At 44.5% G+C, this 22,985-nt stretch carries 19 protein-coding genes and 1 other annotated feature; of the genes, 7 read left to right on the top strand and 12 right to left on the bottom strand.

Annotation, left to right across the window (positions count from 1 at the left end; genetic code table 11):
- Positions 1 to 471: 471 nt before the first annotated feature.
- Positions 472 to 924, top strand: a complete 453-nt coding sequence (locus IGI69_RS04420) for a DIP1984 family protein (protein WP_270266269.1) — start codon at positions 472 to 474, stop codon at positions 922 to 924.
- A gap of 235 nt (positions 925 to 1,159) precedes the next feature.
- Here IGI69_RS04420 and IGI69_RS04415 read toward each other — a convergent pair whose 3' ends face one another.
- The 4 genes from IGI69_RS04415 to IGI69_RS04400 all read right to left on the bottom strand — a co-directional run bounded on the left by IGI69_RS04415 (position 1,160) and on the right by IGI69_RS04400 (position 4,428).
- Positions 1,160 to 1,876 (bottom strand): NADPH-dependent F420 reductase, encoded by a 717-nt coding sequence (locus IGI69_RS04415; RefSeq protein ID WP_270266587.1) that lies wholly within the window; start codon positions 1,874 to 1,876, stop codon positions 1,160 to 1,162.
- A complete protein-coding gene (locus tag IGI69_RS04410) occupies positions 1,869 to 2,930 on the bottom strand; it encodes an LLM class flavin-dependent oxidoreductase (protein ID WP_015509212.1) in 1,062 nt (353 codons plus the stop codon). The genes IGI69_RS04415 and IGI69_RS04410 overlap by 8 nt, the downstream gene beginning before the upstream one ends.
- Before the next feature lie 152 nt (positions 2,931 to 3,082).
- The gene (locus IGI69_RS04405; RefSeq protein ID WP_016610641.1) at positions 3,083 to 3,445 is read right to left on the bottom strand and encodes a TIGR02328 family protein; all 363 of its coding nucleotides are present in this window, start codon (positions 3,443 to 3,445) and stop codon (positions 3,083 to 3,085) included.
- A 14-nt stretch (positions 3,446 to 3,459) separates the two neighbouring features.
- Positions 3,460 to 4,428 carry an NADP-dependent oxidoreductase gene (locus IGI69_RS04400; RefSeq protein ID WP_015509211.1) on the bottom strand — a complete coding sequence of 323 codons (969 nt, stop codon included), beginning with the start codon at positions 4,426 to 4,428 and terminating at the stop codon, positions 3,460 to 3,462.
- Positions 4,429 to 4,695: 267 nt separating this feature from the next.
- Here IGI69_RS04400 and IGI69_RS04395 point away from each other — a divergent pair, with 267 nt between their 5' ends.
- Entirely contained in the window at positions 4,696 to 5,775 is a 1,080-nt protein-coding gene (locus tag IGI69_RS04395) for an ABC transporter substrate-binding protein (protein WP_115232034.1), read from the top strand.
- Positions 5,776 to 7,380: an amidohydrolase gene (locus IGI69_RS04390; RefSeq protein ID WP_270266265.1), complete on the top strand. Its 1,605-nt coding sequence runs from the start codon at positions 5,776 to 5,778 to the stop codon at positions 7,378 to 7,380. It abuts the gene before it with no gap.
- Positions 7,381 to 7,497: 117 nt separating this feature from the next.
- On the opposite strand, the gene IGI69_RS04385 is transcribed toward IGI69_RS04390, so the two are convergent.
- The 3 genes from IGI69_RS04385 to IGI69_RS04375 are packed head-to-tail and all read right to left on the bottom strand — an operon-like array spanning position 7,498 to position 11,675.
- Complete coding sequence (locus IGI69_RS04385; protein ID WP_270266263.1) at positions 7,498 to 8,928, bottom strand: glycoside hydrolase family 1 protein; 1,431 nt, start codon at positions 8,926 to 8,928, stop codon at positions 7,498 to 7,500.
- 28 nt (positions 8,929 to 8,956) lie between these two features.
- Positions 8,957 to 10,828: a beta-glucoside-specific PTS transporter subunit IIABC gene (locus IGI69_RS04380; RefSeq protein WP_142973717.1), complete on the bottom strand. Its 1,872-nt coding sequence runs from the start codon at positions 10,826 to 10,828 to the stop codon at positions 8,957 to 8,959.
- Positions 10,818 to 11,675, bottom strand: coding sequence for a PRD domain-containing protein (locus IGI69_RS04375; protein WP_074534926.1), 858 nt, complete (start codon positions 11,673 to 11,675; stop codon positions 10,818 to 10,820). The genes IGI69_RS04380 and IGI69_RS04375 overlap by 11 nt, the downstream gene beginning before the upstream one ends.
- 721 nt (positions 11,676 to 12,396) lie before the next feature.
- Here IGI69_RS04375 and IGI69_RS04370 point away from each other — a divergent pair.
- Both IGI69_RS04370 and IGI69_RS04365 read left to right on the top strand, forming a co-directional pair.
- Entirely contained in the window at positions 12,397 to 12,543 is a 147-nt protein-coding gene (locus IGI69_RS04370) for a hypothetical protein (protein WP_005234527.1), read from the top strand.
- Between the two features lie 218 nt (positions 12,544 to 12,761).
- Positions 12,762 to 13,346, top strand: coding sequence for an SOS response-associated peptidase (locus IGI69_RS04365; protein WP_005225388.1), 585 nt, complete (start codon positions 12,762 to 12,764; stop codon positions 13,344 to 13,346).
- A gap of 81 nt (positions 13,347 to 13,427) precedes the next feature.
- On the opposite strand, the gene IGI69_RS04360 is transcribed toward IGI69_RS04365, so the two are convergent.
- Positions 13,428 to 14,033, bottom strand: a complete 606-nt coding sequence (locus tag IGI69_RS04360) for a short chain dehydrogenase (RefSeq protein ID WP_270266256.1) — start codon at positions 14,031 to 14,033, stop codon at positions 13,428 to 13,430.
- A gap of 201 nt (positions 14,034 to 14,234) precedes the next feature.
- Positions 14,235 to 14,466: a binding site (T-box leader), on the top strand.
- 49 nt (positions 14,467 to 14,515) lie between these two features.
- Between IGI69_RS04360 and IGI69_RS04355 the strand changes: the two genes are divergently transcribed.
- Together IGI69_RS04355 and IGI69_RS04350 are read left to right on the top strand one after the other, a co-directional pair.
- A complete protein-coding gene (locus IGI69_RS04355; protein ID WP_438739826.1) occupies positions 14,516 to 15,355 on the top strand; it encodes a MetQ/NlpA family ABC transporter substrate-binding protein in 840 nt (279 codons plus the stop codon).
- Positions 15,356 to 15,490: 135 nt separating this feature from the next.
- Positions 15,491 to 16,402, top strand: coding sequence for a LysR family transcriptional regulator (locus IGI69_RS04350; RefSeq protein WP_438739824.1), 912 nt, complete (start codon positions 15,491 to 15,493; stop codon positions 16,400 to 16,402).
- Positions 16,403 to 16,539: 137 nt separating this feature from the next.
- Here IGI69_RS04350 and IGI69_RS04345 read toward each other — a convergent pair whose 3' ends face one another.
- The 4 genes from IGI69_RS04345 to IGI69_RS04330 all read right to left on the bottom strand — a co-directional run bounded on the left by IGI69_RS04345 (position 16,540) and on the right by IGI69_RS04330 (position 22,870).
- Positions 16,540 to 18,288, bottom strand: coding sequence for an ABC transporter ATP-binding protein (locus IGI69_RS04345; protein ID WP_373193338.1), 1,749 nt, complete (start codon positions 18,286 to 18,288; stop codon positions 16,540 to 16,542).
- Entirely contained in the window at positions 18,272 to 20,026 is a 1,755-nt protein-coding gene (locus IGI69_RS04340) for an ABC transporter ATP-binding protein (RefSeq protein ID WP_074534922.1), read from the bottom strand. The genes IGI69_RS04345 and IGI69_RS04340 overlap by 17 nt, the downstream gene beginning before the upstream one ends.
- A gap of 461 nt (positions 20,027 to 20,487) precedes the next feature.
- Positions 20,488 to 22,131: a peptide ABC transporter substrate-binding protein gene (locus tag IGI69_RS04335; protein ID WP_438739821.1), complete on the bottom strand. Its 1,644-nt coding sequence runs from the start codon at positions 22,129 to 22,131 to the stop codon at positions 20,488 to 20,490.
- Between the two features lie 28 nt (positions 22,132 to 22,159).
- A complete protein-coding gene (locus IGI69_RS04330; RefSeq protein WP_428214609.1) occupies positions 22,160 to 22,870 on the bottom strand; it encodes a gamma-glutamyl-gamma-aminobutyrate hydrolase family protein in 711 nt (236 codons plus the stop codon).
- Positions 22,871 to 22,985 lie beyond the last annotated feature (115 nt).

Raw genomic sequence — 22,985 nt, 5'->3', positions numbered from 1 at the left:
TTTGCTTATCAACTTTGACAAACAAAGGGACGAGATTTTCGTGTTACCACCCTTTTTCGCACCATTCTCACAAATGGCACCTCAACAGTACGCTAAGATACTTGGCACGGTAACGGCTGCTTTCCGTCTGATTTGCGTGAACAAATCAGATCACTCAGAGCTCATCTTCACTTTTTTTCTGCTGCCCTTTCTCACCATCCGGGTTCTCTTCTAACAGATTCCAAAGCTACTCTTCTCTTCATCGTCTTTCTTTTTATCTAAAAAACAGGTAAATGACGTTTTTTTGTCTATTTCATGATTGTTTTAAAGTATACTATTGGTGTTTTTGGAAGTCAACAAGAATTGCGAATATTCAGTTTTTTATGATTTTTCTATTAGTGCTTGTTTTGCGTCTTGCTTGCCTTTCGTCACCTTCTTCTCTAGGATAAGAACTAGATAAGCCTTCTCATTTGTAAAAAGGAGTGTGCCAAAATGAAATTAGCAGAAGCGTTACTTTTAAGACGAGATTTGAACAATCGTCTGTTTCAATTGCGCAACGAAATCTCTAGTAGTATGTTAGTCCAAGAAGGCGATACCTTGGATCGCAGTATCACAGAATTGTTCAAGGAATACGATGAGATCAATCAACAGTATTCAGAACTAGTCGTAGCCATCAATCGGAAAAATGCGACTGCCTCTTTAGCAGATAGTGCGTTATTGTTGATGGAAGCACTAGAACAGCGAGAACAGCTGCGCCGTAAGCATGCACTGCTTACGCAAGCACTGGATGAAACCAAAGCAGCTCCCCGAATGGGTCGCAACGAAATTCGACTGGTGCGCACGATCGATACAAAAACGCTAACGGAGCAATTGAATGCGACCGCCAAACAGCTGCGAGAATTAGATGGAAAGATCCAACAAACCAACTGGCTGGTCGATCTTTAACAAACATGGGTGGGTGTCAAAGGCGAGCACAAAGCAGGTACAGGCTAATATGTACACTATGGAACGTCTGGCAGAGACGTAAACGTAACAACCACTGCTTACGAATCACAATCGTAACAATCACATTGTATTTTTTAGCGACCACGTGCTGATTTGACTGGATGGGAAAAACCCTCTTCTTTTTTGAGAAGAGGGTTGTTTTTATCGTATCCAATCGTACATTGAGGCGGCTCTTTTACTGCGAAGCCTGCTGCTTGTTACTCACAGCGGAAGGACGCGCCAGAAACGCTTGCCCTTTCTCACTGCTCCAAAACGCCTTCATCAATGCCGTCAATCCCTCTTTGGTTTGATTGGCACCAAAGAAAGGGCTGCCGGGTTCTAACATGATGCCATTAGCTAAAGCACCGATAGGAAAGGGATCAAAGCCGAAGGCAGCAATGATTTCTGCTGTCTGATCGAGGGCGGTTTGGTCATCGCCAGCAATGGCGATGGCTTTTTTGGCAGTTCCTTGAGCAGCCGTTCTCGTCAGCAAGGATTCCTCTTGGATGTCGTGGTACCCCATATGATTGAATCCTTTGACTACTTTACTTTGGGAAAAATAGCGTTGCACACGTTCCGAAGAAGTCTGCTCGATGGATGAGTATTCTGTTTCTTTGCCATCGACTTCCCACCAATAATTCATGGCATCGATTATTAGCTTGCCAGCCAAAGCTTCTGCTGGTAGCTGTTGGTACTTACTCAACGGAATTGCCAAAAGGATCGTTTGGGCTTCTGTCATCACCTCAACGGCATTTTTTGCGATCGCTCCCGGAGCCAACACAGAAACGGACAAGGCGATTTTTTCTGCTGGCTTCGTACTAGCGATCAAGACCCGATAGCCCGCCTGGGCACCAAGATTTGCGAGCGCTAAGCCTAACTTGCCTGCGCCTAAAATACCGATGGTTTTAGGCATTGCCATCACCTGCTGCCAACAATTCTTTCACCCGTGGAATCACTTTGGTTCCATACAATTCAATCGTTTTGAAACGGTCTTTTTGCAGCTGGCCGCCAGTACCGTAAACCAGATCAAAGCGTTCTACACCGACTTGCGGCATCATACGGGCGATTTTTTGCGCCACGGTTTCTGGACTGCCTACATAGTAAGACCCATGTTCGACTTCAAAGTCAAAGCGCTCTTTGCTCATGGCTGGCCAGCCGCGATCAAGACCGATTTTGTCCATGCTCTTTTTAATGTAGTTCCAGCCGATTTCATAGGCTTCTTCGTCGGTGTCGGCGATCACACCATGGGAGTGCATGCCGATTGGCAAAATCGGTTGTCCCAGTTGCTGCGCTGCCTTTTTATACAGATCAACATAGGGCGCAAAACGAGCAGGTTCGCCACCGATGATCGCTAACATAACGGGAAACCCATAACGGACGGCACGAATGATCGATTCAGGGGTTCCACCGACACCTACATAGGTATCTAATTGGTGTCCCTCGATTTTTGGAAAAACGTCGGCATTTTTTAAGGATTGCGTGAACTTGCCTTCCCAAGTTAATGGTTTGCCTTTTCTCAATTCACTGAACATCGCTGTTTTTTCTTCAAATAGTTCTTCATAATCTTGCAAGTCATAGCCGAATAGAGGGAATGATTCAGTAAAAGATCCTCGTCCCAGCATGATTTGTGCACGACCGTTCGACAACGCGTCAACGGTCGCAAACCGTTCGTAGACCCTCACGGGATCATCCGAACTCAAAACAGTTACACCGGTACCTAGTTTGATGGTTTTGGTAACCATTGCTAAAGCCGCTAGTACCGTATCAGGACTTGAGATCGAATATTCTTCCCGATGGTGCTCCCCTAAGGCAATGACATCGATGCCGACTTCATCGGCTAATTTTCCTTCTGCCACGATATTGCGCAACGATTCGCTGTAACTGATCCGTTCTTTCGTTGTATCATCAAAGGCTAGATCGCCAAACGTATCTAACCCAAATTCAAGATTTCTGTGATTGATGGTCATTTTCTTTTCCTCATTTCTCATTACTGATTCTCTGTTCTCACTATAACAAGGAACAAAAAAAGTTGCGAACAATATGCTTACTTTTTGTAAGTTGTCGATTTTAAAGCAAAAAAACACTTTCCCGAACAAATATTCAGGAAAGTGTTTGGTCTTTAAAGATAGATCCCTTTACTATGGAGATTCACTAAGCATTCTTCCAAGTATGCTTCATCATGTTCTGGATAGATCGGCGTAGTCAAAGGAACAGCTTGAACGGAGGGTTCCAGCGGCAGATTTTTGCCACGATACGCTGGATCGTACCATTCAGGTGCTGGCCGATAGCCTCGACGGGTCATTTCATCCAGCACTAACTGATGGTATTGAAACAATTTATAGGGCGGATGGGTAAAAACGTAATCGACGGTTGCGTGCTTTTTACCCCAGCCTAGCCCCCGCAAGGCTGCTGCTTCACGATGCTGGCCTAACAGCTGCTGCCGAGGCAAAGCAGGTATCAGCGCTTCATGCCATAAGCGCATCGGTTCAGCCTCCTTTATTCTGCGTCTTGGCTGATGAAATTGTCTTGGTTTTCAATAACGATCTTGCCGACTGCATGGTGTGTCTCACTCAATGCGTGGGCATCGTAAATTCCTTGTGCTGTCAATGGGAAGGTTGCACCGATGATACTGTTGACTTTTTCTGCTTCGATCAGCTCTGTCAATTCTGCCAATTGTTTGCCGTTGGTTCGTAACCAAATTGCTTTGGCGAAGATGTCTTTTTCTTTTGCTAAGTCTTCGTCTTCAATACTCAAAATCGAGATCAGACGGCCCTTAGGTTTTAAGACAGTGAAACTTTTCTTCTGGGTGTCGCCCCCCATCGTATCAAAGACCAAATCGATGTCTTGCAAGACTTCTTCAAAATCTGTCGTATGGTAATCGATGATCTCATCGGCACCAAGTTTTTGCAATAACTCATGGTTACGAGGACTAGCCGTCGTGATGACGTAAGCGCCAGCTGCTTTTGCTAGTTGGATCGCATAGGTACCAACTCCGCCTGCTCCGGCATGGATCAAGACTTTTTCCCCTTCTTTTAAACGACCGTGTTCAAACAACGCTTGGTAAGCAGTCAAACCAGCTAATGGCACTGCAGCTGCTTCTGCGTAGTTTTGGTTTTCTGGTTTGATCGCTGCTAACTCAGCATCCACGATGGCGTAATCAGCATACGTCCCAAAACGAGTCGTTTCAGGGCGGGCATAGATCGCATCACCAACTTTGAACTCTGTCACGTCAGCACCTATTTCTACGATATCCCCTGCGACATCCCAGCCTAAAATAATTGGGAAGTCCCACGGAAACATTTGTTTTAAATAGCCTTCTCTTAATTTCCAATCGATCGGGTTGATGGACGTTGCGGCAACTTTGACTAATAATTGATTTGCTTTTAATTCTGGTAATTGGACCGTTGCTTCTTTTAATTGGTCTTTTCCACCATAGGCTTCAATAACGACAGCACGTGTTTCCATTGATGCTTCACTCCTTACATTCATTCTTCATCAAAGAGAGGTTCCTGTTTTTCCATCCCTTGATTTCTCACTTCCCTAGCTTAGGCAAAAGGAGGGAATTTGACAAATGATATGTTTGGAAACTGCCCCAGCCACCTGGCCGTTCCTCCTTCAAAGCCTTGAAAGAAACGGGTTTATTTTTTCTTCATTTTTTTATTGCCTTTTCTTTAAAAATCAATTACGCTACTCAAGAAATACGAAATTGTAGAGAAAGAAGGAATTGATGAATTGAAAAGGTTGTGGGTATTTTTTGGCGGTGTGATCGGCATCACCGCGTTGCTGTTTTTAGGTGCTTCGGTGTTAACGAAAGAATCGGGGGCAGCAACGTCGTCCGACAAAAATACAGTGATTATTTACAATTGGGGCGAATATATTGACCCCGAATTGATCAAAACATTCGAAACTGAGACTGGTTACTCAGTGATTTATAATACATTTGACTCCAACGAAGCGATGGAAACCAAAATCAAACAAGGCGGCTCGCGCTATGATTTGGTTTTCCCTAGCGAATCGATCATTCCGAAAATGATCGAAGAAGGATTGTTAGTGCCTTTAGACCATCAGAAATTGACGGGAACGGAAGATCTTTCGCCTTTTTTGATGGATCAAGCCTTTGATCCTGACAATACCTACTCAATCCCCTATTTTTGGGGCACGATCGGAATCATGGCAAATACTGAAGAAGTTGATGTTTCTTCGATCCATGGCTGGAGTGACTTATGGGACCCTGCATTTAAAAATGATGTATTGATGGTAGATGGTGCTCGCGAAACCTTAGGAATCGCGTTACAGACGCTCGGTCTTTCCCAAAATGAAAAAGACCCGACCAAGGTCGCCAAAGCCTTGAAGAAGCTGGAAAGTATCCGTCCCAACGTCAAAGCAGTTTTGACCGACGAGATCAAAACCTTGATGATCAACAACGATGCCCCTTTAGGAATCGGATATTCGGGCGATGCCGCTTATGTGATGGCGGAAAATCCTGCCGTCACCTATATCGTTCCCAATGACGGCGGTGCGATTTGGACAGACAATTTTGCGATCCCGAAAACCGTTGGCAATCTTGAGGGAGCCTACGCCTTCATCAATTTTATGCTGCGACCAGAAAATGCCGCACAAAATGCCGAATACGTGGGCTACGCCACGCCGAGTGAATCGGCCAAAGCCATGCTGCCAGCAGAACTGACTGCTGACAAGGCTTTCTACCCTGAGCCAAGTGCGATGGAACAAATGGAACATTATGAATACTTAGGAAAAGAAGCGGTTGAGCTTTACAACGACCTTTTCCTTGAATGGAAGTTGGGATTATAATTGTCACTATTACTAAAATCTGAACACATCTTTGATACCAAAACGAAAACGACTTTTGCGGGCTTTCTCCTGATAGAAGACCAGAAAATCACGGCTGTAGGTCCTCTTTCAGCGCTGCCAACACTTGCTGAAGACACCCAGGTCATTGATCTCAAAGAACAAATGATCATCCCAGGCTTTATTGATGCTCATGTTCATTTTTATCTTTCCGCATTACTCCATCAAGGGGCACTGACCCATCTTACGGGAGTGACAGAAGAAGCCGTTGCCCAGCAAGTACCCGCCTTGCCCATCACCCATGGATGGAAAATCGGCATCGGCTGGTTCAGCAGTGATTTCGGTCAGCAAGTCTACCCGACGAAAGATTCAATCGACAACTATTGTGCCGACACGCCTGTCATGCTGATTTCAGGTGATGCCCACAGTATTTGGTTGAATAGCCAAGGGATCGCTGCTTTAGGGATCACACCTGAGAACTTACCAGCAGGGATCAGCGGGGAGGCACTGCTTGACGAAAACAGCGGACAATTAAGCGGCTGCTTTTTAGAAGCGATCGCCATTCATTATTTAGCAAAGGTCTTACAGTCATTTCAGGCACAAAGCCCTGCTGCCTTTCTGACCTATATGAAGCAGCTCAATCAATACGGCATTACGACGATCGGTGATGTTGCCTTGACAGGAGAAAGCTGGGACGATTTGGTTTACCCCACTCTTTATCGGCAAACAGAAGCAGAAGCGACCTTGCGCGCTGTCTTTTATCCAGCCATGCGAGAAGACATCACGCAACTGAAAGAAACTTACCATACTTATCGCTCCGAAAAAGTACAAATGGGCGGCGTCAAACAATTTTTTGATGGCGTGACGAGTACGCACACGGCTTTTTTAAAAAAGGAATATGAAACACCGTATTTTGCTGGTGATGTCGGGATGCCCTTGATCGATGTTCAACGGATGCGCCGCTTTATTTTACAAGCCAACCAGCAAGACTGGCCGATGCGCATCCATACCATCGGTGATGAAGCGATTCGACAAGCACTCCTCTTTTATCAAGAAAGTGCTGCTGCTCACCCGCTTTCTAAAGGAAAAGCCAATACCTTGGAACACTTGGAAGTGATGGATGCCGCTGATCTGCCACTAGTTCGCCAAGAACAACTGGTACTCTCCGTACAGCCTAGCCATTTATTAGTCGGTTATGAGACCCTCGATGAAGAAGTAGGCCCTCAGCGTGCCAGTCAAATGTTTCCTTTTCAGTCCTTTCTAGAGCAAGGCGCAACCTTGGCTTTTGGGACTGATACGCCAGTCGTGATCGACGTGACCCCTTTAGACTCGCTGTATTATGCGGTTGCTCGGCAGGAAAAAAACGGCCAGCCTGCAGGCGGATTGATGCCACAAGAAAAAATCTCCATCGCCGATGCCCTCTATGCCCACACCGCAGGCGCCGCCAAAGCCTTGAGTCGGCAAGATATCGGGCGATTAGAAGTTGGCTGTTTAGCCGATCTTTGTATTTTGTCCCAAAACATCTTGCCTTTGACTGCCGAAGAATTGCTTCAAACGACTGTTGAAGCGACCGTATTTGATGGGCGGTTTGTTTATTGGCGTAATTGACATGAACCACCGATAGGGACCACGCGTGAGCTACGCGTGGTTTTTGTTTTGTACGCGCTGAAATTGATGCGCAAAAAAACCCCAGCACTTATTCACCGCAAGTACTGGAGTATTTAATCATAAGCCGTTTCGTTCAATCACTTTTTGATACCAATAGAAACTGTCTTTTTTCTTTCTATCTAAATTCCCTGTCCCGTCGTCATATTTATCCACAAAAATGATGCCATACCTTTTTTTCATTTCTCCTGTAGAAGCACTGACAATATCGACGGCACTCCAAATCGTGTAACCAATCAACTCGACACCATCATCGATGGCTTTCTCCATTTCAGCAATATGCTTTTCTAAATAATTGATACGATAATCATCATGAATCTGTCCATCTTCAGCAACAGTTTCTGAAACCCCGATCCCATTTTCCACGATCATCAATGGCAGTTGGTAGCGATCATAAATATCATTCAACGCAATTCTCAATCCTACTGGATCAATCATCGCGTTCCATTCCGTCTGCTCTAGATAAGGATTATTTACGCCAGAGCCGCCAATCATGCTGTGTCCATTTTTGGTAACTTTCTCATCTGCAGAGACACAAAGTGTTAGATAGTAACTAAACGTGTAGTAATCCACTGTTCCCTTAGATAGGATCGCTTGATCTTCTGGTGCAAACTCGATTGTAAAGCCATGATCAGCAAAATATTTCTTTGCATAATAAGGATATTTCCCTGTGACCTGCACATCGCCACAAAACTTCGAGTGCATATTTTCTTCTTGTTTGGCTAGTAATACATCATTTGGATGGCTGGTATAAGGATAGCGTGGCATATAAGAAATCATACAGCCGATTTTCAGATCTGGATAGTGTTCATGTCCGTAAGCGACAACCTTTGCACTGGCAACAAATTGATGATGCAGGGCTTGGTATCGTTGCTGTAGATTATCCGGCTGATTGATAAATTCAGATTCACCAACTTGCAGTCCCAGTGATAAAAAGTTTCCGATACTTAAAGTGGCCGTGTTGATTTCATTAAAAGTGATCCAATAGTTTACTTTTTCGTGATAGCGTTCAAACAATACCGCCGCATATCTCGCATAAAAGTCGATCACTTCACGACTCGCCCAACCATTGTATTCTTGGCTCAAATATGCGGGAACATCAAAATGAGCAATGGTTACAATTGGTTCGATCCCGTACTTCCGACACTCGTCAAACACACGATCATAAAAGGCCAGTCCTTCTTCATTCGGTTCAGCGTCGTTGCCCTTGGGAAAAATCCGTGTCCAGTTGATTGACATGCGGAAAGCTTTAAATCCAGCTTCTGCAAACAATGCAATATCTTCTTGATAATGATGATAAAAATCAGTTGCTTCGTGGCTCGGATACAACAACTCTTCTTCAATTTTCGCTGTGATTTTCCGAGAAGTCGTATGGCTGCCACCACTGATCAAGTCAGCACAAGCGAGCCCTTTTCCGCCCTCATTATAGCCGCCTTCATATTGGTTTGCCGCCGAAGCGCCGCCCCATAAAAAATGTTTTGGGAAACTCATTGCTGTCATCCTTTCTTCTTTCTAATGGTTAAAAAATGGCTAATAACTGATCGCCAGCTTGAATTTCTTGATGTTGGGCAAGTGCCACAACATCTAAGAAGTCTGCCGTATTAGTAACAGTGATCATAACGGTATCTTCATACCCTGCCTGAGCGATTTTTTCTGAATCAAAATGCAATAACGTTTCTCCCACTGTGATTAGATCACCTTCATTGACTAGTCGTTCAAAGGCACTTCCTTGCATATTCACCGTATCGATACCGATATGGATCAGTAGTTCAATCCCCTCGGTACTGGTAAGTCCAATCGCATGATTTCCTGGAAAAACGGCAGAAACCTGTCCCGTAAATGGTGCTATCACCTGTTGATCGTGTGGCTTAACAGCAATTCCTTTACCTAATGCCAATGAAGCAAACGCCTGATCATTGGTTTCTGTCAATGGAACCGCAGTCCCTTTTAAAGGTGATAATACAATTTTTTCAATCGCTGTTTGTTCTTTCTTCGTTTCAGAAGAAACATCAGTTGCTTCGGGTGTCGCATCTTGCGCTCCAGATTTTACTGCTTGTGGCTGATTATTGTTAGGAAAATCTGCATCTTTGACCATGAGCCAGGTGTAGGCAAAGGCAATCGCAAAAGTAATCAACGAGCCGATCAGCGCATGAAACACACTGCTGTATGATGGAAGCGCCACAAATGAAGCAATGACGACTGGCGTATTGATTTTCATCAAACCAAAATAAAGTCCCCCAGCAGCACCCCCAAGGATCATTCCGACAATCGGTTTTTTCAGACGTAGTGTTACTCCGTACAAAGCAGGTTCAGACACACCCATCAGGGCAGTAATTGCTGATGAAAAACTCACTTGTTTAAATTCCGTATCCTTAGCTTTGATTCCAGCCGCTAAACAAATCGCTGCTTCGGCAGCCAATCCAAGCAGCATACCAGGGACGATCAAATCATCATACCCGTACGTCGCCAGAGAAGTTAATAAAATAGGGGTCAGCGTCGTGTGCATGCCCGTCATTACTAGCAATTGAGCAAAGGCACCCATAAACAAGACCGCTAACGGACCAAAATTGTTTGTTAAGTAGTTCAAAAACTGTGACACATAGTTACCGATCGTCACACCTAATGGTCCGATTAGTAATAGAGCCAGCGGTGTGATCACGATGATGGCGATCAAAGGACGTAGAATAAATTTGACACTGTTCGGTAAAATCCGATCGGCGAACCGATAAACATAAGACATAACCCAGACACTTAATAAGACTGGCAAAACGGAGGCATTGTAGCTCACATTCGGTACGAGTAACCCAAATAATGAGATTCCTCCTTCTTGGCTAAGAAGGGCCGTCAATCCAGGCATCACAAAAATCGCTCCGACGTAGCTTCCTAAGAAAGGATCAATTTTTAATCGTTTGGCCACAGAATTTCCTAAATAAACGGGAATGAAAAAGAAGGCTGCTTGCGATACTTGATACAATACGAGATACGTATCATCAGTTGCTGCTAAAATGCCTGATAACTCCAACAGTGAAAGGACCACTTGCAGCATTCCTCCAGCTGCAATGATTGCAATCATCGGTGTAAAACAACCTGCGATAAAGTCAAGGAGTCGTGAGATGATCGATTGATCGTTGTTGCTTTGATCAGCCGTCGCTTCTGTCGTCGGAAGTTGCGCGTATACACTCGATACATCCGGCCCAATAATCACTTGGTATTGACCATTTCCCTGAACGAGTCCAGTCACTCCTTTTAATTGTTTAATTGCTTCACTGTCAGCTTTTTTGTCGTCGGCCAGCGTGAAACGCAGTCTTGTTGCACAGTGGGTCACGTGCTGGATATTTTTACCACCGCCGACATTTTCATAAATTTCATTGGCTAGTTGTTTATAGTCCATTGTTTTTCTCCCTTTCTCCTTGTTCCGTCAATTTCTGGATATGGAGTGATAGATAGATTTCTTCATTTTCTGAGATATTGATATCATACGTATTTTTGATATAAACCTTGATTTTTTCCACACAGTGAAATGCTTGCGGATACATCTTTTCAATTTGTGCATAGAGCGTCGACGCTTCATAGCTGGGAAGTGTATGATTGATCACATTTTGTGCGAAATAGTGCAGATGCGTGACAAAGCGAGAATAATGGAAACTATTCTCATCAAAATTTTGTTTGTACTCATACTTTACGATCGTCAGTACGTCTTCTATAAACTTCGCGATTTGATTGGTAACCGCCATATCCTTCTTTTGTGATTGGACATTTACAAAATGCAATGCGATGGAGATCGCTTCTTCTGTTGGTACATCGATCGCTAGTTCTTGCTCCATAAGCTGGACAGCATACACCCCAATGGCATATTCATCGGGATAAAATCGCCGAATATCCCATTGCAAAGGACTATGAAAAGTCATTTGCTGCTTGATCCGATGAACAGTGAAATCAATATGATCCAGCAAAGTCAAATAAATATAGTCGCTGACTGCTAAGCGATAATTCTGTTTGGCATAAGCCACAATTTTAGCAACGATCGCAACGTATTTCGGATCGCATTTTCCTAATTGATAGCTAAAATGTTCCAGCATTGCATGGGTATCCAATACAAAAATCTTTTCAAAATCTTGTTCTTCTACATCATCTCCTACCTTCTTATTGAAGCTGATGCCTGTAGAAAATCCGATAATTTCATTGCTGCCTTTCTTTAGTAAGACAACATTATTATTTAAAAACTTCTTTATTTTCATGATTTCCCCCACCTTAAAAACACTAAAAAACCTCATACTCCACCCTTGGTGGAATATGAGGTTTGCCTTCTTACAGTAACACGCCTCTTGGTCACAGCACTTCTGTAACCGTTATCTAATTACATCGGTATCATAGCACTTCAAAAAAAACTTGTCAATCGCTTCCTTAAAATTTTTCACACGATCGGTTAAGCCCCCGTTGAGCTTCTCACAAAAGCTGCCTTTGTCAGACGGACATTTCAAGAACAACTTTTGCTTTTTTATTCCCCAAAAACCAGCAACTTGCCAACACAATAAACAACAAGCTTCGTTCTTATATAGCGCTTGAGTCATCGTTTCTTTCTACAAATCATTTTTTGAGGAAAAATGTATCAATAACACGCAAAAAACGAAAATTGCTTCTATTCTCTACTTTTGACACATATCTTAGTTATTCTTCGATTGGTCTATTTGTTGAAATGTCAAAACAAAATAGCTTTCATTCTTTGTCCTTCTATGCTGGAAAGCAAGTAGCAGAAATTTTATACGTTTCCGTTCCTTCGTCTTTCCTTCAAATACGAATTGGTCTATTCCACTCCCCTCCCTTTCTCCTTCAATCGTTTCTTAAAGCTTTGAATAAATTCTTAATAAAATAACTAACAAAAAATAAACTTTTACTATATCCCTTGAATGTAAGCGGTAAATTTGTTATTATTACCAAGGATAAGGAGGTGTTTATCTATTGTATGCGATTAAAATCTTTCATGGTTATCTAACCGCCGAAGGAAAAAGAACACGGGACAAAACAATTGCATTGACCTATACTTGCAGAGAAGATGCTGAACGTTTCGCAAATAAAATCGGCGGGAGAGTTAAAAAAATTGGCTAACCAACTAGAATAAAAAAGGCTGTCAACCTCAGTAGGTGACTGCCTTTTTTTGTTATCTGATTTCCAGCAAATCAAGCGATACTCCTGATTTTTTACATATGTTTAAGCTCCTTTTCTTGTTGAATCGAGAAGTGAAGCAAGTTAGTTGGTTTTGACGCCTTGAGTCTTTATACTGAAACAAAGGCACCAGCCAATCCAAAAAAAGGAGTGACCCGTCCATGTGCGGCCGATACTTATTTGACCCAACAACTGGCGAATTGTCAGAATATTATCAAGAAGCCGCGGCGAAAGCCCGCAAGCGCCAACAGACTGTCGCTGTCAATGATGTTTTCCCTTCCAATCATGTCGTAACCATCGGTGCAAATCAACAACAACAAGTTGTAGCTGGTGTGACAAGATGGGGCTTTACCGGCTTTAAAAAAGGGCATTTGATGATCAATGCCCGTTCTGAGACCGTTGAAGAAAAACCGACTTTTCGCAAACCTTTCCAAGAACATCGCTGTGTCTTTCCGATGTCTGGTTTCTATGAATGGAATCATGAAAAGGAAAAGTTTCTCTTTTCGCAAGATCACGTGATTTATGCCGCTGGTTTTTATCGCATCCTTCAAAAAGAGGATCAAATCGAAACCGAATCAATCATTCTAACGACTGCCGCGAACGATTCTGTTGAACCAGTCCATGATCGAATGCCTCTGTTCTTAGAAAAAGAAGCGATTGCTTCTTGGATCAATGACTTGGCTTTTGCTCGCCAACAACTCAAAGCAGAAATGCCCAAGCTGAAAACTCAATTGCTCTCTTCTTAACTGCTTGCTACTTCTTTTTCAGCAGAACAAAAACCGCCAAGTCAGCTTTGATTTGGCGGTTTTTCCTACTTCTGCTTTTTCTTAATAAACGGTGAAGGTTTTGCCAGTCATGATCCCAAAGACTGCTTTTTGATACGCTGCAAAAACGGGTGCGTCACCAACGGGAATAAAGCCTTTGAAAGAATCGGCGAAGGTTTCCCAAGAGCCCACAAGTGCATTGGGACTGACTGCATTGATTCGTACCCCATGACCGATCTCAAAAGCTGCCGATGCCACGAAGGCTTCCAAACCGCCGTTGACCAGTGCTGAAGGCGTGCCCATTGGGATAAATTCGTCTTTGATAATTCCAGAAGTCAGTGTGATACTGCCGCCTTCAGTGAGAAAATGCTGGCCAATCAACGCAAGGTTGACTTGTCCTTGCAGCTTCGAAGCCACTGATTGTTGAATATCTGCTGGCGTCAACTCCTCAAAGGGTTTAAACACTGTGCTTCCCGCAGCGGAAACAATGGCATCCACTTTCCCAGTAGCTGCAAATAGCTGGCTGACACTGGCTGCATCCGCAATTTCGACCTGATGATCGCCGCTGCTACGGCTAGCCGTGATCAGCTCCACCTTTGGTAGCTGCTGAAAGCCTTCAACTAAAAGCTGCCCAAGTGTGCCGGTATGTCCAATCAAAAGTAATTTCATTTGCTCGCCTCTTTTTTTGTTTTGTGTTTCGATTCTAACTCAACCAAGCGATTTCGACCATTCATCTGCTTTTCCTGCCTTATTGGTCTATTCTTATCCTTCCCCATTTGTTCCCCTACTACCTGCGTAGTGATTGGAATCACCTATCACGAAAGCAATTGACAACTTTCTCATCTTGTTCTAAGATACTACTAATTTCATACACATGCAGTGAGAAGAAGAGTACGATCCCCCCTTTCTTTCAAGAGAGCTCGGAACTGGTGGAAACGAGTAAGGAAGACGATCCGAAGATGACCTTTGAGCATTCGTGGACGAACAATCCCCGACGGAGAAAGCCCGATAGCGCAATGCAGTTTATTTGATGAACTGACTGAGGTTTTTTGTTTCAACAAAAAACAAATGAAGGTGGTACCGCGAAATGATCGTCCTTCCCAAAGAATTGTCTTTGGGAAGGTTTTTTTTATAAAAAAGGAGGAAGAGGTATGAAACGAAGGATTCGATTAGGTATGGGCATTGGTCTGTTGTCCTTGGTCTTATTTTCTGGCTGCGGCAACCAAGAAGAAGTGACCGGAAATGCCGAAGAGCAGCAGACAGAAATCAGAGTTGGTACGACACCAGGACCTTACAGCGAACTGTTTCTTCAGGGAATCAAACCGATTTTAGAAGAAGCAGGCTATACCGTGACTGATATTGGCTTTACTGGGGTATTGGAAGCAGACATTGCACTGAACGATGGCGAAATCGACTTAAACGTGGATCAGCATACCGCCTATTTAGAGAACTTTAATGAAAACACGGGTGCCGATTTGGTGGGTATCACACCGATCCCTACCGTACCAGCTGGCTTGTATCCTGGCAGAAAGGACAATTTAGCAGCGATTGAAGCAAACGATACCATCGGGATTCCCAATGATCCGTCAAATAGCGCCCGTGCCCTGTTGCTGCTGCAAAAAGCTGGCTGGATCGAACTTGACCCCGAAGTGGCGCCCATTGACGCGACGTTAAGAACTATTACTGACAATCCTTATAACCTGGATATCGTCGAGATGGATTCTGCGCAAATCCCCCGCAGCTTAGCAGACTTAGACTATGCGGTGATCCCCGGTAGCATCGTTTATAGTGCTGGAATTGCTGCAGAGGAAAGTTTATTAAGTGAAGACATTTTGCAAGAGTATGAACTGGTGGCAACGGTAAAAAAAGCCAACCAAGACAGTGATTGGGCACAGGCAGTGGTGGCAGCTTATCGTTCCAAAGCCTTTAGAGAACTGCTGGCAGAAGAGAGTCAAACGGGCTATTGGTTTATTCCTGAAGAATTGCAATGACCGCTTCACAAGTAGCAATAAGCAGCAACTGTCGTCTTATTTTTTAAGAAGCTTCTATTATAGAAGGAAAAGAACTGACTACTATTGATTGGTGGACCCTTTTTCCGTCTGAATCTTTGTAAAGGAGGTCAAAAATTGAATATTCAACAAATGCGGATCGTGCAAGCGATCGCTGACCATGGAAGTTTTCGTGAAGCAGCCAAGCGGCTGTATCTCTCACAGCCAAGTCTTTCCCAAGCCGTGAAAGAGTTGGAAACAGAATTGGAGGTCCAGCTTTTCGAGCGTACGAATCAAGGTGCCCGCTTGACTGCCGAAGGCTCGGAATTTCTAGACCATGCCCAGCCGATCTTGAGTCAAGTGGCGCAGCTGCAAACGCGTTTTTCCAGCAAGCAAGCAGCGAGTCAAACCTTCGCCATCGCAAGCCAGCACTATGATTTCACGGCTGGAATTTTCAGTGAGCTGCTACAGGAATTTCCCGACTGTCGTCAGTTTCGCCTATTAGAAACCACGACCTTAAAGGTAATCACGGACGTGCAGCAATATCGAAGTGAATTTGGGGTTCTTTATTTGAATGAGCAAAACCAAGCAGGATTGGAACGACTGTTACAAGGCGCCCAATTGTCCTTCGAGGCATTGGGACGGTTTCGCCCCCATGTCTTTTTACGAGGGACTCATCCCTTGACAGAAAAAAAGCAGCTTTCCTTAAAGGATCTCGCCCCTTATCCGCAAGTACGCTTTTTGCAAGAAGATGAACGCTATTCGTTCTTTTCCGAGGATTTGATCGACTTTGCTCAAAGCCCTCAAGTGGTGCATGTCAGCGATCGAGGCACAATGGTCCAGCTATTACAGCAGACGGATCTTTATGGAACCGGCTCGGGGATCGTTGCCCAACCAGAACGCCAAGGATTGGCTTTTCTTCCTTTGATCGACGCGTCCGAGGGTGAGATCATCCTCATTAAAAAGAACGCTCGCCCATTATCAGTGATCGGCGAGCGTTTCTTAACAAAATTACGACAAAACCTTGCCGCTTTTCCTACTGATATATAAGCGAAGGCCTCCTCTTCCTACTCCCCATAGATGATTGGCTGCACCTTCGCATTATATAAAAAATCCTTGAGCCACTTCCCATGCAGAAGGCTCAAGGATTTTCTTTTACGGTTACTGTTGTCGGCAATCACCGCTGATTACAGCTGCTCTGCCTGCATTTGATACATTTGCTGATAGATTCCCTGCCCTTGGACAAGACCTGCATGGGTTCCCCGTTCCACGATCTTCCCTTGGTCTAGGACCAAGATTTGATCGGCTTGTTTGATCGTTGACAAACGGTGAGCGATCATGAAGGTCGTCCGTCCTTTTTGCAAGACGGTCATCGCCTTTTGAATGATGGACTCTGTTTCAGTGTCCACATGGCTCGTCGCTTCATCCAGAATCAAGATTTTTGGATCAAACACCAGCGCACGGGCGAAACTGATCAGCTGGCGTTCTCCACTAGAAAACTCATTGCCTTTTTCAACGACTGGATGATGGATGCCTTTTTCGTAGCGGCTCAAAAGGTAGTCAGCGCCGACTTGCTTCAAGGCATCGATAATCATCGCTTCGGTGATCGTTGGATCGTTCATCCCGATGTTGCTGGCGATCGTTCCAGTAAATAGATAGGGATCTTGCATGACGATTGCCATTGAATCTCTTAAACTATGACGATCATAATCAGCGATCACTTGTCCATCCACAACGATTTTTCCCTGCTGCGGATCATAAAAACGGAACAACAGGTTCAAAATACTCGATTTTCCAGAACCAGTATGACCAACTAAAGCAATGGTCTCTCCTGCGGCAACGTCAAAGTTGATATCGTGCAAGATCGCTTGCTCAGGGTCGTAGCCAAAGGTCACTTGTTGGAAAGAAACATCGCCATTCGTGACAGTCAGCCGCTCACTTTGTTGTTTTTCAACCGGCTGATCAGCAAACTCAAAGACCCGCTGTCCAGCAGCTAATGATTGCTGCACATTGGTGATGGTTTGGACAAGCCCTTCGATGGGATCATACAGGCGGTTGATGTAATCAATAAAGGCATACAGCAAGCCTGCTGAGATCGCCAAGCGGCCATCAAGGAAAAAGGCGGCCAAGGTCGTGATCAAAATCAAGATCGTTGAATTTCGCAACAAGTTGCCTAATCCCCAAGCGATACTTGAATCGAGCAAGAGGTATTTACGTCCAGTTTTGAACCATTTCTCTACTGTTTCATTAAATTCTTTCTGCAACTGATTTTCTCGTTGGAAGGCTTGGATGATCGCCATTCCTTGGACAAATTCATTCAACTGCCCACTGATTTGTGAGATGTATTCCCGCATTGCTAAATTGTAACGAGAGGCATATTTGGTATAAAAATGCTGCCAGATTCCTAAAATCGGGATCAAAATCAGCATCGCTGCTCCTAAGGTGCGGTTCAAAAGAAACAATGCAATAAACGCCCCAATGATTTGGATGATGTTGCTTAACAAATTACTGATCACGATCACGTAGAAATTCGACCGCAAGACTTCAGTGTCATTCGTGATTCGTGCGACGACTTTACCTGCTGGGATCTGGTCAAAGTAAGAAACCGGTAATTTGTGCATATGGTCAAAAAGCTGATCCCGCATTTTTTTGACAATACTGTTGGACATTTTTCGCAATTGCAGCAAGCTGATATAACGAAAGAGAGAACCAATCAAATTGACCAGCAAATACCCAGCGAGTAATTGGATCAAAAGCATCGTGTTTAGGTTTCTGCTGTCAACCGCCGGTGTCATCACTCGGTCGATCAGCTGTTTGGCAATCAGTGGTGAAGTCAGTTCGAGCGCTGCTGCCAACAACAGCAAGATTGCGCCCACGGTAAATTGTTTTTTATAATAGCTCAAATACGTGAGCAAACGCTTAATCGTTGAGAACACTTGTATCGTCCTCCTTTAACTGTTGATGGTAATACTGTTCTTGGTACCAGCCTGGCGTTTCGATCAACTCCTGATGGGTACCACGCTGTGTGATCCGTCCGTCTTCTAAGACGATGATTTGATCCGCTTCGGTGATGGCGGACAATCGATGGGTCACGATGATGGAGGTCGGTGCCTGCTTCATCGTTTTCAAATTCGTGATGATGGCTTGTTCCGTTTTGGCATCAACTGCCGAAAGGGCATCATCCAGTAAGAGGACTTCACTGTTTCGTAAAAACGCCCGTGCTAAGGACAAGCGTTGTTTTTGTCCACCAGAAAGGGAAACGCCTTTCTCACCGACGACCGTTTCGAGCCCTTCTGGCATCCGCTTGATGTCTTCGCTAAAGCAAGCAGCTTCCAGTGCTTCCCACAATACTTCTTCGGAAGCGTCTGGTTGTCCGAATAACAAGTTCTCGCGAATCGTTCGTGAAAACAAGGTATGTTCTTGCGGTACTTCTGCAAAGTGGTTGCGCACTGCTGTTGTTTGATAGGCCGTCAACGGCTGCTCGTTGATCAAGGGGACTTGATCAGAGTATGGATAGCGGTGACCGAATTGTCTTAGCAGCGTCGTTTTTCCGCTGCCGGTCTTCCCAACGATCCCTAAGACTTCTCCACGAGTGATCGTCAAATCCAGTCCTTCTAACACATAACGAGCTGCTTGCGGGTATTGGAAATGATATGCTTCAAAACGGATCGTATTGATGGCTTGCAGGTCGGCTTCACCTGGCGTTTCTAATTCATCCCCCGTCTGCAGCACTTCATTGATTCGACGCCAGGATGCGGCACCTTGCTGCATCACATTCACAAGATCTCCTGCTGAGATCATCGGCCAAACGACCATTGTCAAGTACACTTGGAAAGAGACCATCGCACCGATGGTGATCGTTTGGTTGGCAACAAGAAACGCCCCGACACCAAAGCTCATCACAAAACTGATTGCTAAGATGATGGTAATCAGCGGCCCAAAACGGGAATCGATCTCAGAAACGATATTGTTTTTCGCTCGTGTTTCCAGTGTTTTCTTTTGAAACTGTTCCGTGGTGGCTCCTTCTAGTCCATAAGCTCGGACGACCCGAATGCCATCAATGATCTCCAGCACTTCACTGTTCATCTCAGAAACAGAATTCTGCGCTTCCGTAAACGCCTTATCGACTTGCGAGCCCCATTTGAAAATGTAATAGGCTAAAAGCGGCATTGGAATCAAGGCAATCAAGGTCAATAACCAAGAAACCGTCCCAGCCATCATCGCTACGATAAAGCTTAGATACAAACTAGTATTTAAGAAAACCATCAGACCATACCCAACGGTCATCCCCATCACTTGGACATCGTCACTGGAACGGGTCATTAAATCACCTGTTCGGAAACGATGGTAAAACGGCGCCCCCATTTTGAGAAAGTGGCTCATCAATTGTTCCCGTAATTGTTTTTGCAAATCGTAGGAACCAATAAATAAATTAAACGTCCAAACAAATTCCGCCAAATATCCTAACAAGATAGCTCCCGCGAAGAGACTCACATATTGGATCAGTACGGAGTAATCAAAATTATCTTGAATCAACGCATCGATGAACAAGCGCAGAATATAGATCGGTGCAACATACATCGCACTAGCGATCACCATAAAGACGAATACAAAGGTATAGCGCACCTTATGTTCTTTAAAATACGTTGTTAATTGTTTTAATACATACTTCATGTTTTATCCCTCACATTCTAAAAAAGTACACAAAAAAGCTCTGTCCCTTCGGAAAAAGGACAGAGCATAAACGTCGTTATTATAGACATTATCTGTACACTAATGGTTACCGAATGAGGGATTCACTTTATTCAATTTGGTTGTTTTTTTATCAAATACTTTTTGCATCGTAATCCCTCCTTCTCTTTTTATTTTGCTGACTACACCTAACACTTTACAGATAAGTTTCTGAGAATGCAACAACTTTTATTAATTTTTTTTCAAAAAGATTGACTTTTCTAAAAAGGCGTTTCTCAATTTTTCGCTTTTTAACAACTATTTTTTGAAAACGAATTCTCGGTTTATCCTAAGCGTTGCAAGGAATCTGGCAAAATAAAAAAACAGATGCCCCTCTCTTCAACAAGCGTTGTTTGGTCAGCACACTTGGTTGAAAAAAGTTCCTCTGTTTTCTTACTGCCTGTTTATTCTGTGACAGATGCTAGGCGATAGGATACTGTTCGTCCAAAAGGAAACACTTGCACCCCTTGCAAACGATCTGTTTTCAAATACGCTACCGCTCCTTGATATAACGGCAAGACGGCTGTATCTTCAACGATCAATTGTTTCTCGAGTTCTTTCAATAAGTCCCAACGGGCAGCTGGGTCGTTTGCTAAAGTCGTCCGTGCTTCTTGTAACCCTTGGTCGTACCTTTCACTAGCATACCCAGAGGTATTCAAGCCACCTGTCGAATCATAAAATTCTAAGAAGTTGATCGGGTCCGCGTAATCTGGTGTCCAAGTCCCGAAGACGAGATCAAATTCACCTTGGGATTGCAAGTCCAAGCGGTTTTGTAAAGGAATCGACTTGGCATCGATGGTTAATCCAGGCAAATTGGTTTCTAACTGTCCTTGGACAAATTCGATGGTTTTCTTGGCTGCTGCTGTATCTGCTGACAACAGTTCCAAAGTGATCTCGTCTTGTCCCAACTCTTCTTTGGCTTGTGCCCAAAGCGCTTGTGCGGCTGTTAGATCATACGGCAGTAAATCGCCATTTTCTTCACGAAAATCTTGGTCTGTTTCAGGATCTTTGGCAAAGTTGCTTGGCACAAAGCCGTTCAATGCAGTGGATCCATCGCCTAAGATATTTTCAGCAAATGCCTCTTTGTCGATGGCTTGTAAAATCGCCTGACGTACCTTGACATTGCCTGTGACTTCTCGTTTTTGGTTGGCACTTAAATACCCCACCAGCGCCTTTGGCACATAGTTGGCTTGAGCTGAGTTTTGGTATTGCTGCGCGTACGTATCCGTTAAGGTGGTGTAGTCCAGTTCTCCTGTTTCAAAAAGGCTGACACCAGTTGCCGTTTCCTTCACTACTTGCACGTCGATCTTGGTCAATTGGACATTCTCAGCATCCCAATAATCAGGATTTTTCGTTAACGTCCATGATTCATTGGTTCCGTTCCACCCTTCGATCAAGAATGGGCCGTTGCCAACAAAATTTTCCGCTGATAACCCATAATCGGCACCTTTTTCTTCAGCAAACGCTTGATTTTTTGGCACAAAAGGTGTCCCGACCAGAATCTGATCCAAATACGAGATCGGACTTGCCAATGTCAGTTCTAACGTCTGCTGGTCCAATGCTTTGGCACCTAACTCACTGACCTCAGCATCTCCTTGACGTACTTGACTGCCATTTTTCAACACATCCATTTGATTGCTGCTGCTAGAACCGTTCTCTGGATTGGCAACATATTGAAAGGCGTAGACAAAATCATCTGCTGTAACAGGATCGCCATTGCTCCATGTTGCATCACGAATGGTGAAGGTATAAACCAGTCCATCTTCTGATACCGTAGGCTCTTCAGCGGCCATCGCAAGCTCAGGATCCCCCTCTTGATCCAGACGGTATAACCCTTCTGCCACTTGTCCGATCATATCGGAACTGTTGACATCCGTGTATTGCCCGCTATCAAGGGTCGATAAGGCGCCAGCGGTTGACACTTGAATCTCTTGCGCAACAGCTCCTTGCTCCTCTTGCTGTCCAGAATCCGTCGTGGGACTCGTGGTACTGCAGGCACTTAAAACCAATACTGTTAAAGCAGTGATACCAATCATTTTCTTTTTCATTTTTCTCCTCCTTGCGTGACCCTCTTTCTTACAATACGTCAACGACATACTTGAAAACCGCTTGTTCTTGTATAAGCGCATCATAGGCAAAGTCAGGATGCCATTGAACCGCCAACAAGCGCTGACCCACGTGTTCAATGCCTTCAATGATGCCATCAGGACTCCAAGCTGTCTTTTGCAATGGACGAGCCAATCGATCCACCGCTTGATGATGAAAGGAATTGACCTTTGTTTTTTGACCGTATACACGAGCCAACATGCTTTTTTCAGCCGTCGCGATGGCATGGGTCGGCACTTCTTTCGGAATCGGCGCCTGCATATGAATGATCTCACTGAAGGTACTGATGTCTTGCTGCAGCGTGCCCCCAAAGGCCACGTTGACCAGCTGCATCCCCCGACAAACCGCAAAAATTGGTTTCTTTTGCAGCAGCGCTTCATCGATCAGCGCCAGTTCAAACTCATCCCGTGCCAAAAAGCCGCTTCCAGTTGCCTGATGGGCCTCCTGCCCATAAAACTTGGGTGAAACATCTTGTCCACCAGCTAACACCAGTTTATCGATCTGTGAAACATAGTCCTTGGCTATAGCTGGCTCACTGATTGGCAAGAGCAATGGCAGTCCGCCCGCTTGCTGGATCGCTCGCACATACCCTAATGGTGTGTAGGCGATCGGCAAATGATGCAGCACATCGCCAGCATCTTGCACTTCATTCGCAGCGATCCCTATAATTGGTTTGCCCATCGACATCCCTCCCTGATTAACGATTTTTTCAGAAAAAAGCGACATCTAGTAGTTGAACAAGGCAAGCACCGCTTTTTCCCTCAAGATATGTTTCAACTATTCTAAACCAATCGGC

Origin of the sequence: Enterococcus sp. DIV1083b (genome assembly GCF_051713705.1) — a bacterium.
In the GTDB taxonomy this organism is placed as follows: Bacteria; Bacillota; Bacilli; order Lactobacillales; family Enterococcaceae; genus Enterococcus_D; species Enterococcus_D casseliflavus.
This window is presented reverse-complemented; position numbering and strand designations above follow the sequence as displayed.

Excerpts from the sequence above, each read along its gene's own strand:
- IGI69_RS04420 (WP_270266269.1), top strand. The coding sequence starts at position 472 with ATGAAATTAGCAGAAGCGTTACTTTTAAGACGAGATTTGAACAATCGT.
- IGI69_RS04415 (WP_270266587.1), bottom strand. The coding sequence starts at position 1,876 with ATGCCTAAAACCATCGGTATTTTAGGCGCAGGCAAGTTAGGCTTAGCG.
- IGI69_RS04410 (WP_015509212.1), bottom strand. The coding sequence starts at position 2,930 with ATGACCATCAATCACAGAAATCTTGAATTTGGGTTAGATACGTTTGGC.
- IGI69_RS04405 (WP_016610641.1), bottom strand. The coding sequence starts at position 3,445 with ATGCGCTTATGGCATGAAGCGCTGATACCTGCTTTGCCTCGGCAGCAG.
- IGI69_RS04400 (WP_015509211.1), bottom strand. The coding sequence starts at position 4,428 with ATGGAAACACGTGCTGTCGTTATTGAAGCCTATGGTGGAAAAGACCAA.
- IGI69_RS04385 (WP_270266263.1), bottom strand. The coding sequence starts at position 8,928 with ATGAGTTTCCCAAAACATTTTTTATGGGGCGGCGCTTCGGCGGCAAAC.
- IGI69_RS04380 (WP_142973717.1), bottom strand. The coding sequence starts at position 10,828 with ATGGACTATAAACAACTAGCCAATGAAATTTATGAAAATGTCGGCGGT.
- IGI69_RS04375 (WP_074534926.1), bottom strand. The coding sequence starts at position 11,675 with ATGAAAATAAAGAAGTTTTTAAATAATAATGTTGTCTTACTAAAGAAA.
- IGI69_RS04365 (WP_005225388.1), top strand. The coding sequence starts at position 12,762 with ATGTGCGGCCGATACTTATTTGACCCAACAACTGGCGAATTGTCAGAA.
- IGI69_RS04360 (WP_270266256.1), bottom strand. The coding sequence starts at position 14,033 with ATGAAATTACTTTTGATTGGACATACCGGCACACTTGGGCAGCTTTTA.
- IGI69_RS04355 (WP_438739826.1), top strand. The coding sequence starts at position 14,516 with ATGAAACGAAGGATTCGATTAGGTATGGGCATTGGTCTGTTGTCCTTG.
- IGI69_RS04340 (WP_074534922.1), bottom strand. The coding sequence starts at position 20,026 with ATGAAGTATGTATTAAAACAATTAACAACGTATTTTAAAGAACATAAG.
- IGI69_RS04335 (WP_438739821.1), bottom strand. The coding sequence starts at position 22,131 with ATGAAAAAGAAAATGATTGGTATCACTGCTTTAACAGTATTGGTTTTA.
- IGI69_RS04330 (WP_428214609.1), bottom strand. The coding sequence starts at position 22,870 with ATGGGCAAACCAATTATAGGGATCGCTGCGAATGAAGTGCAAGATGCT.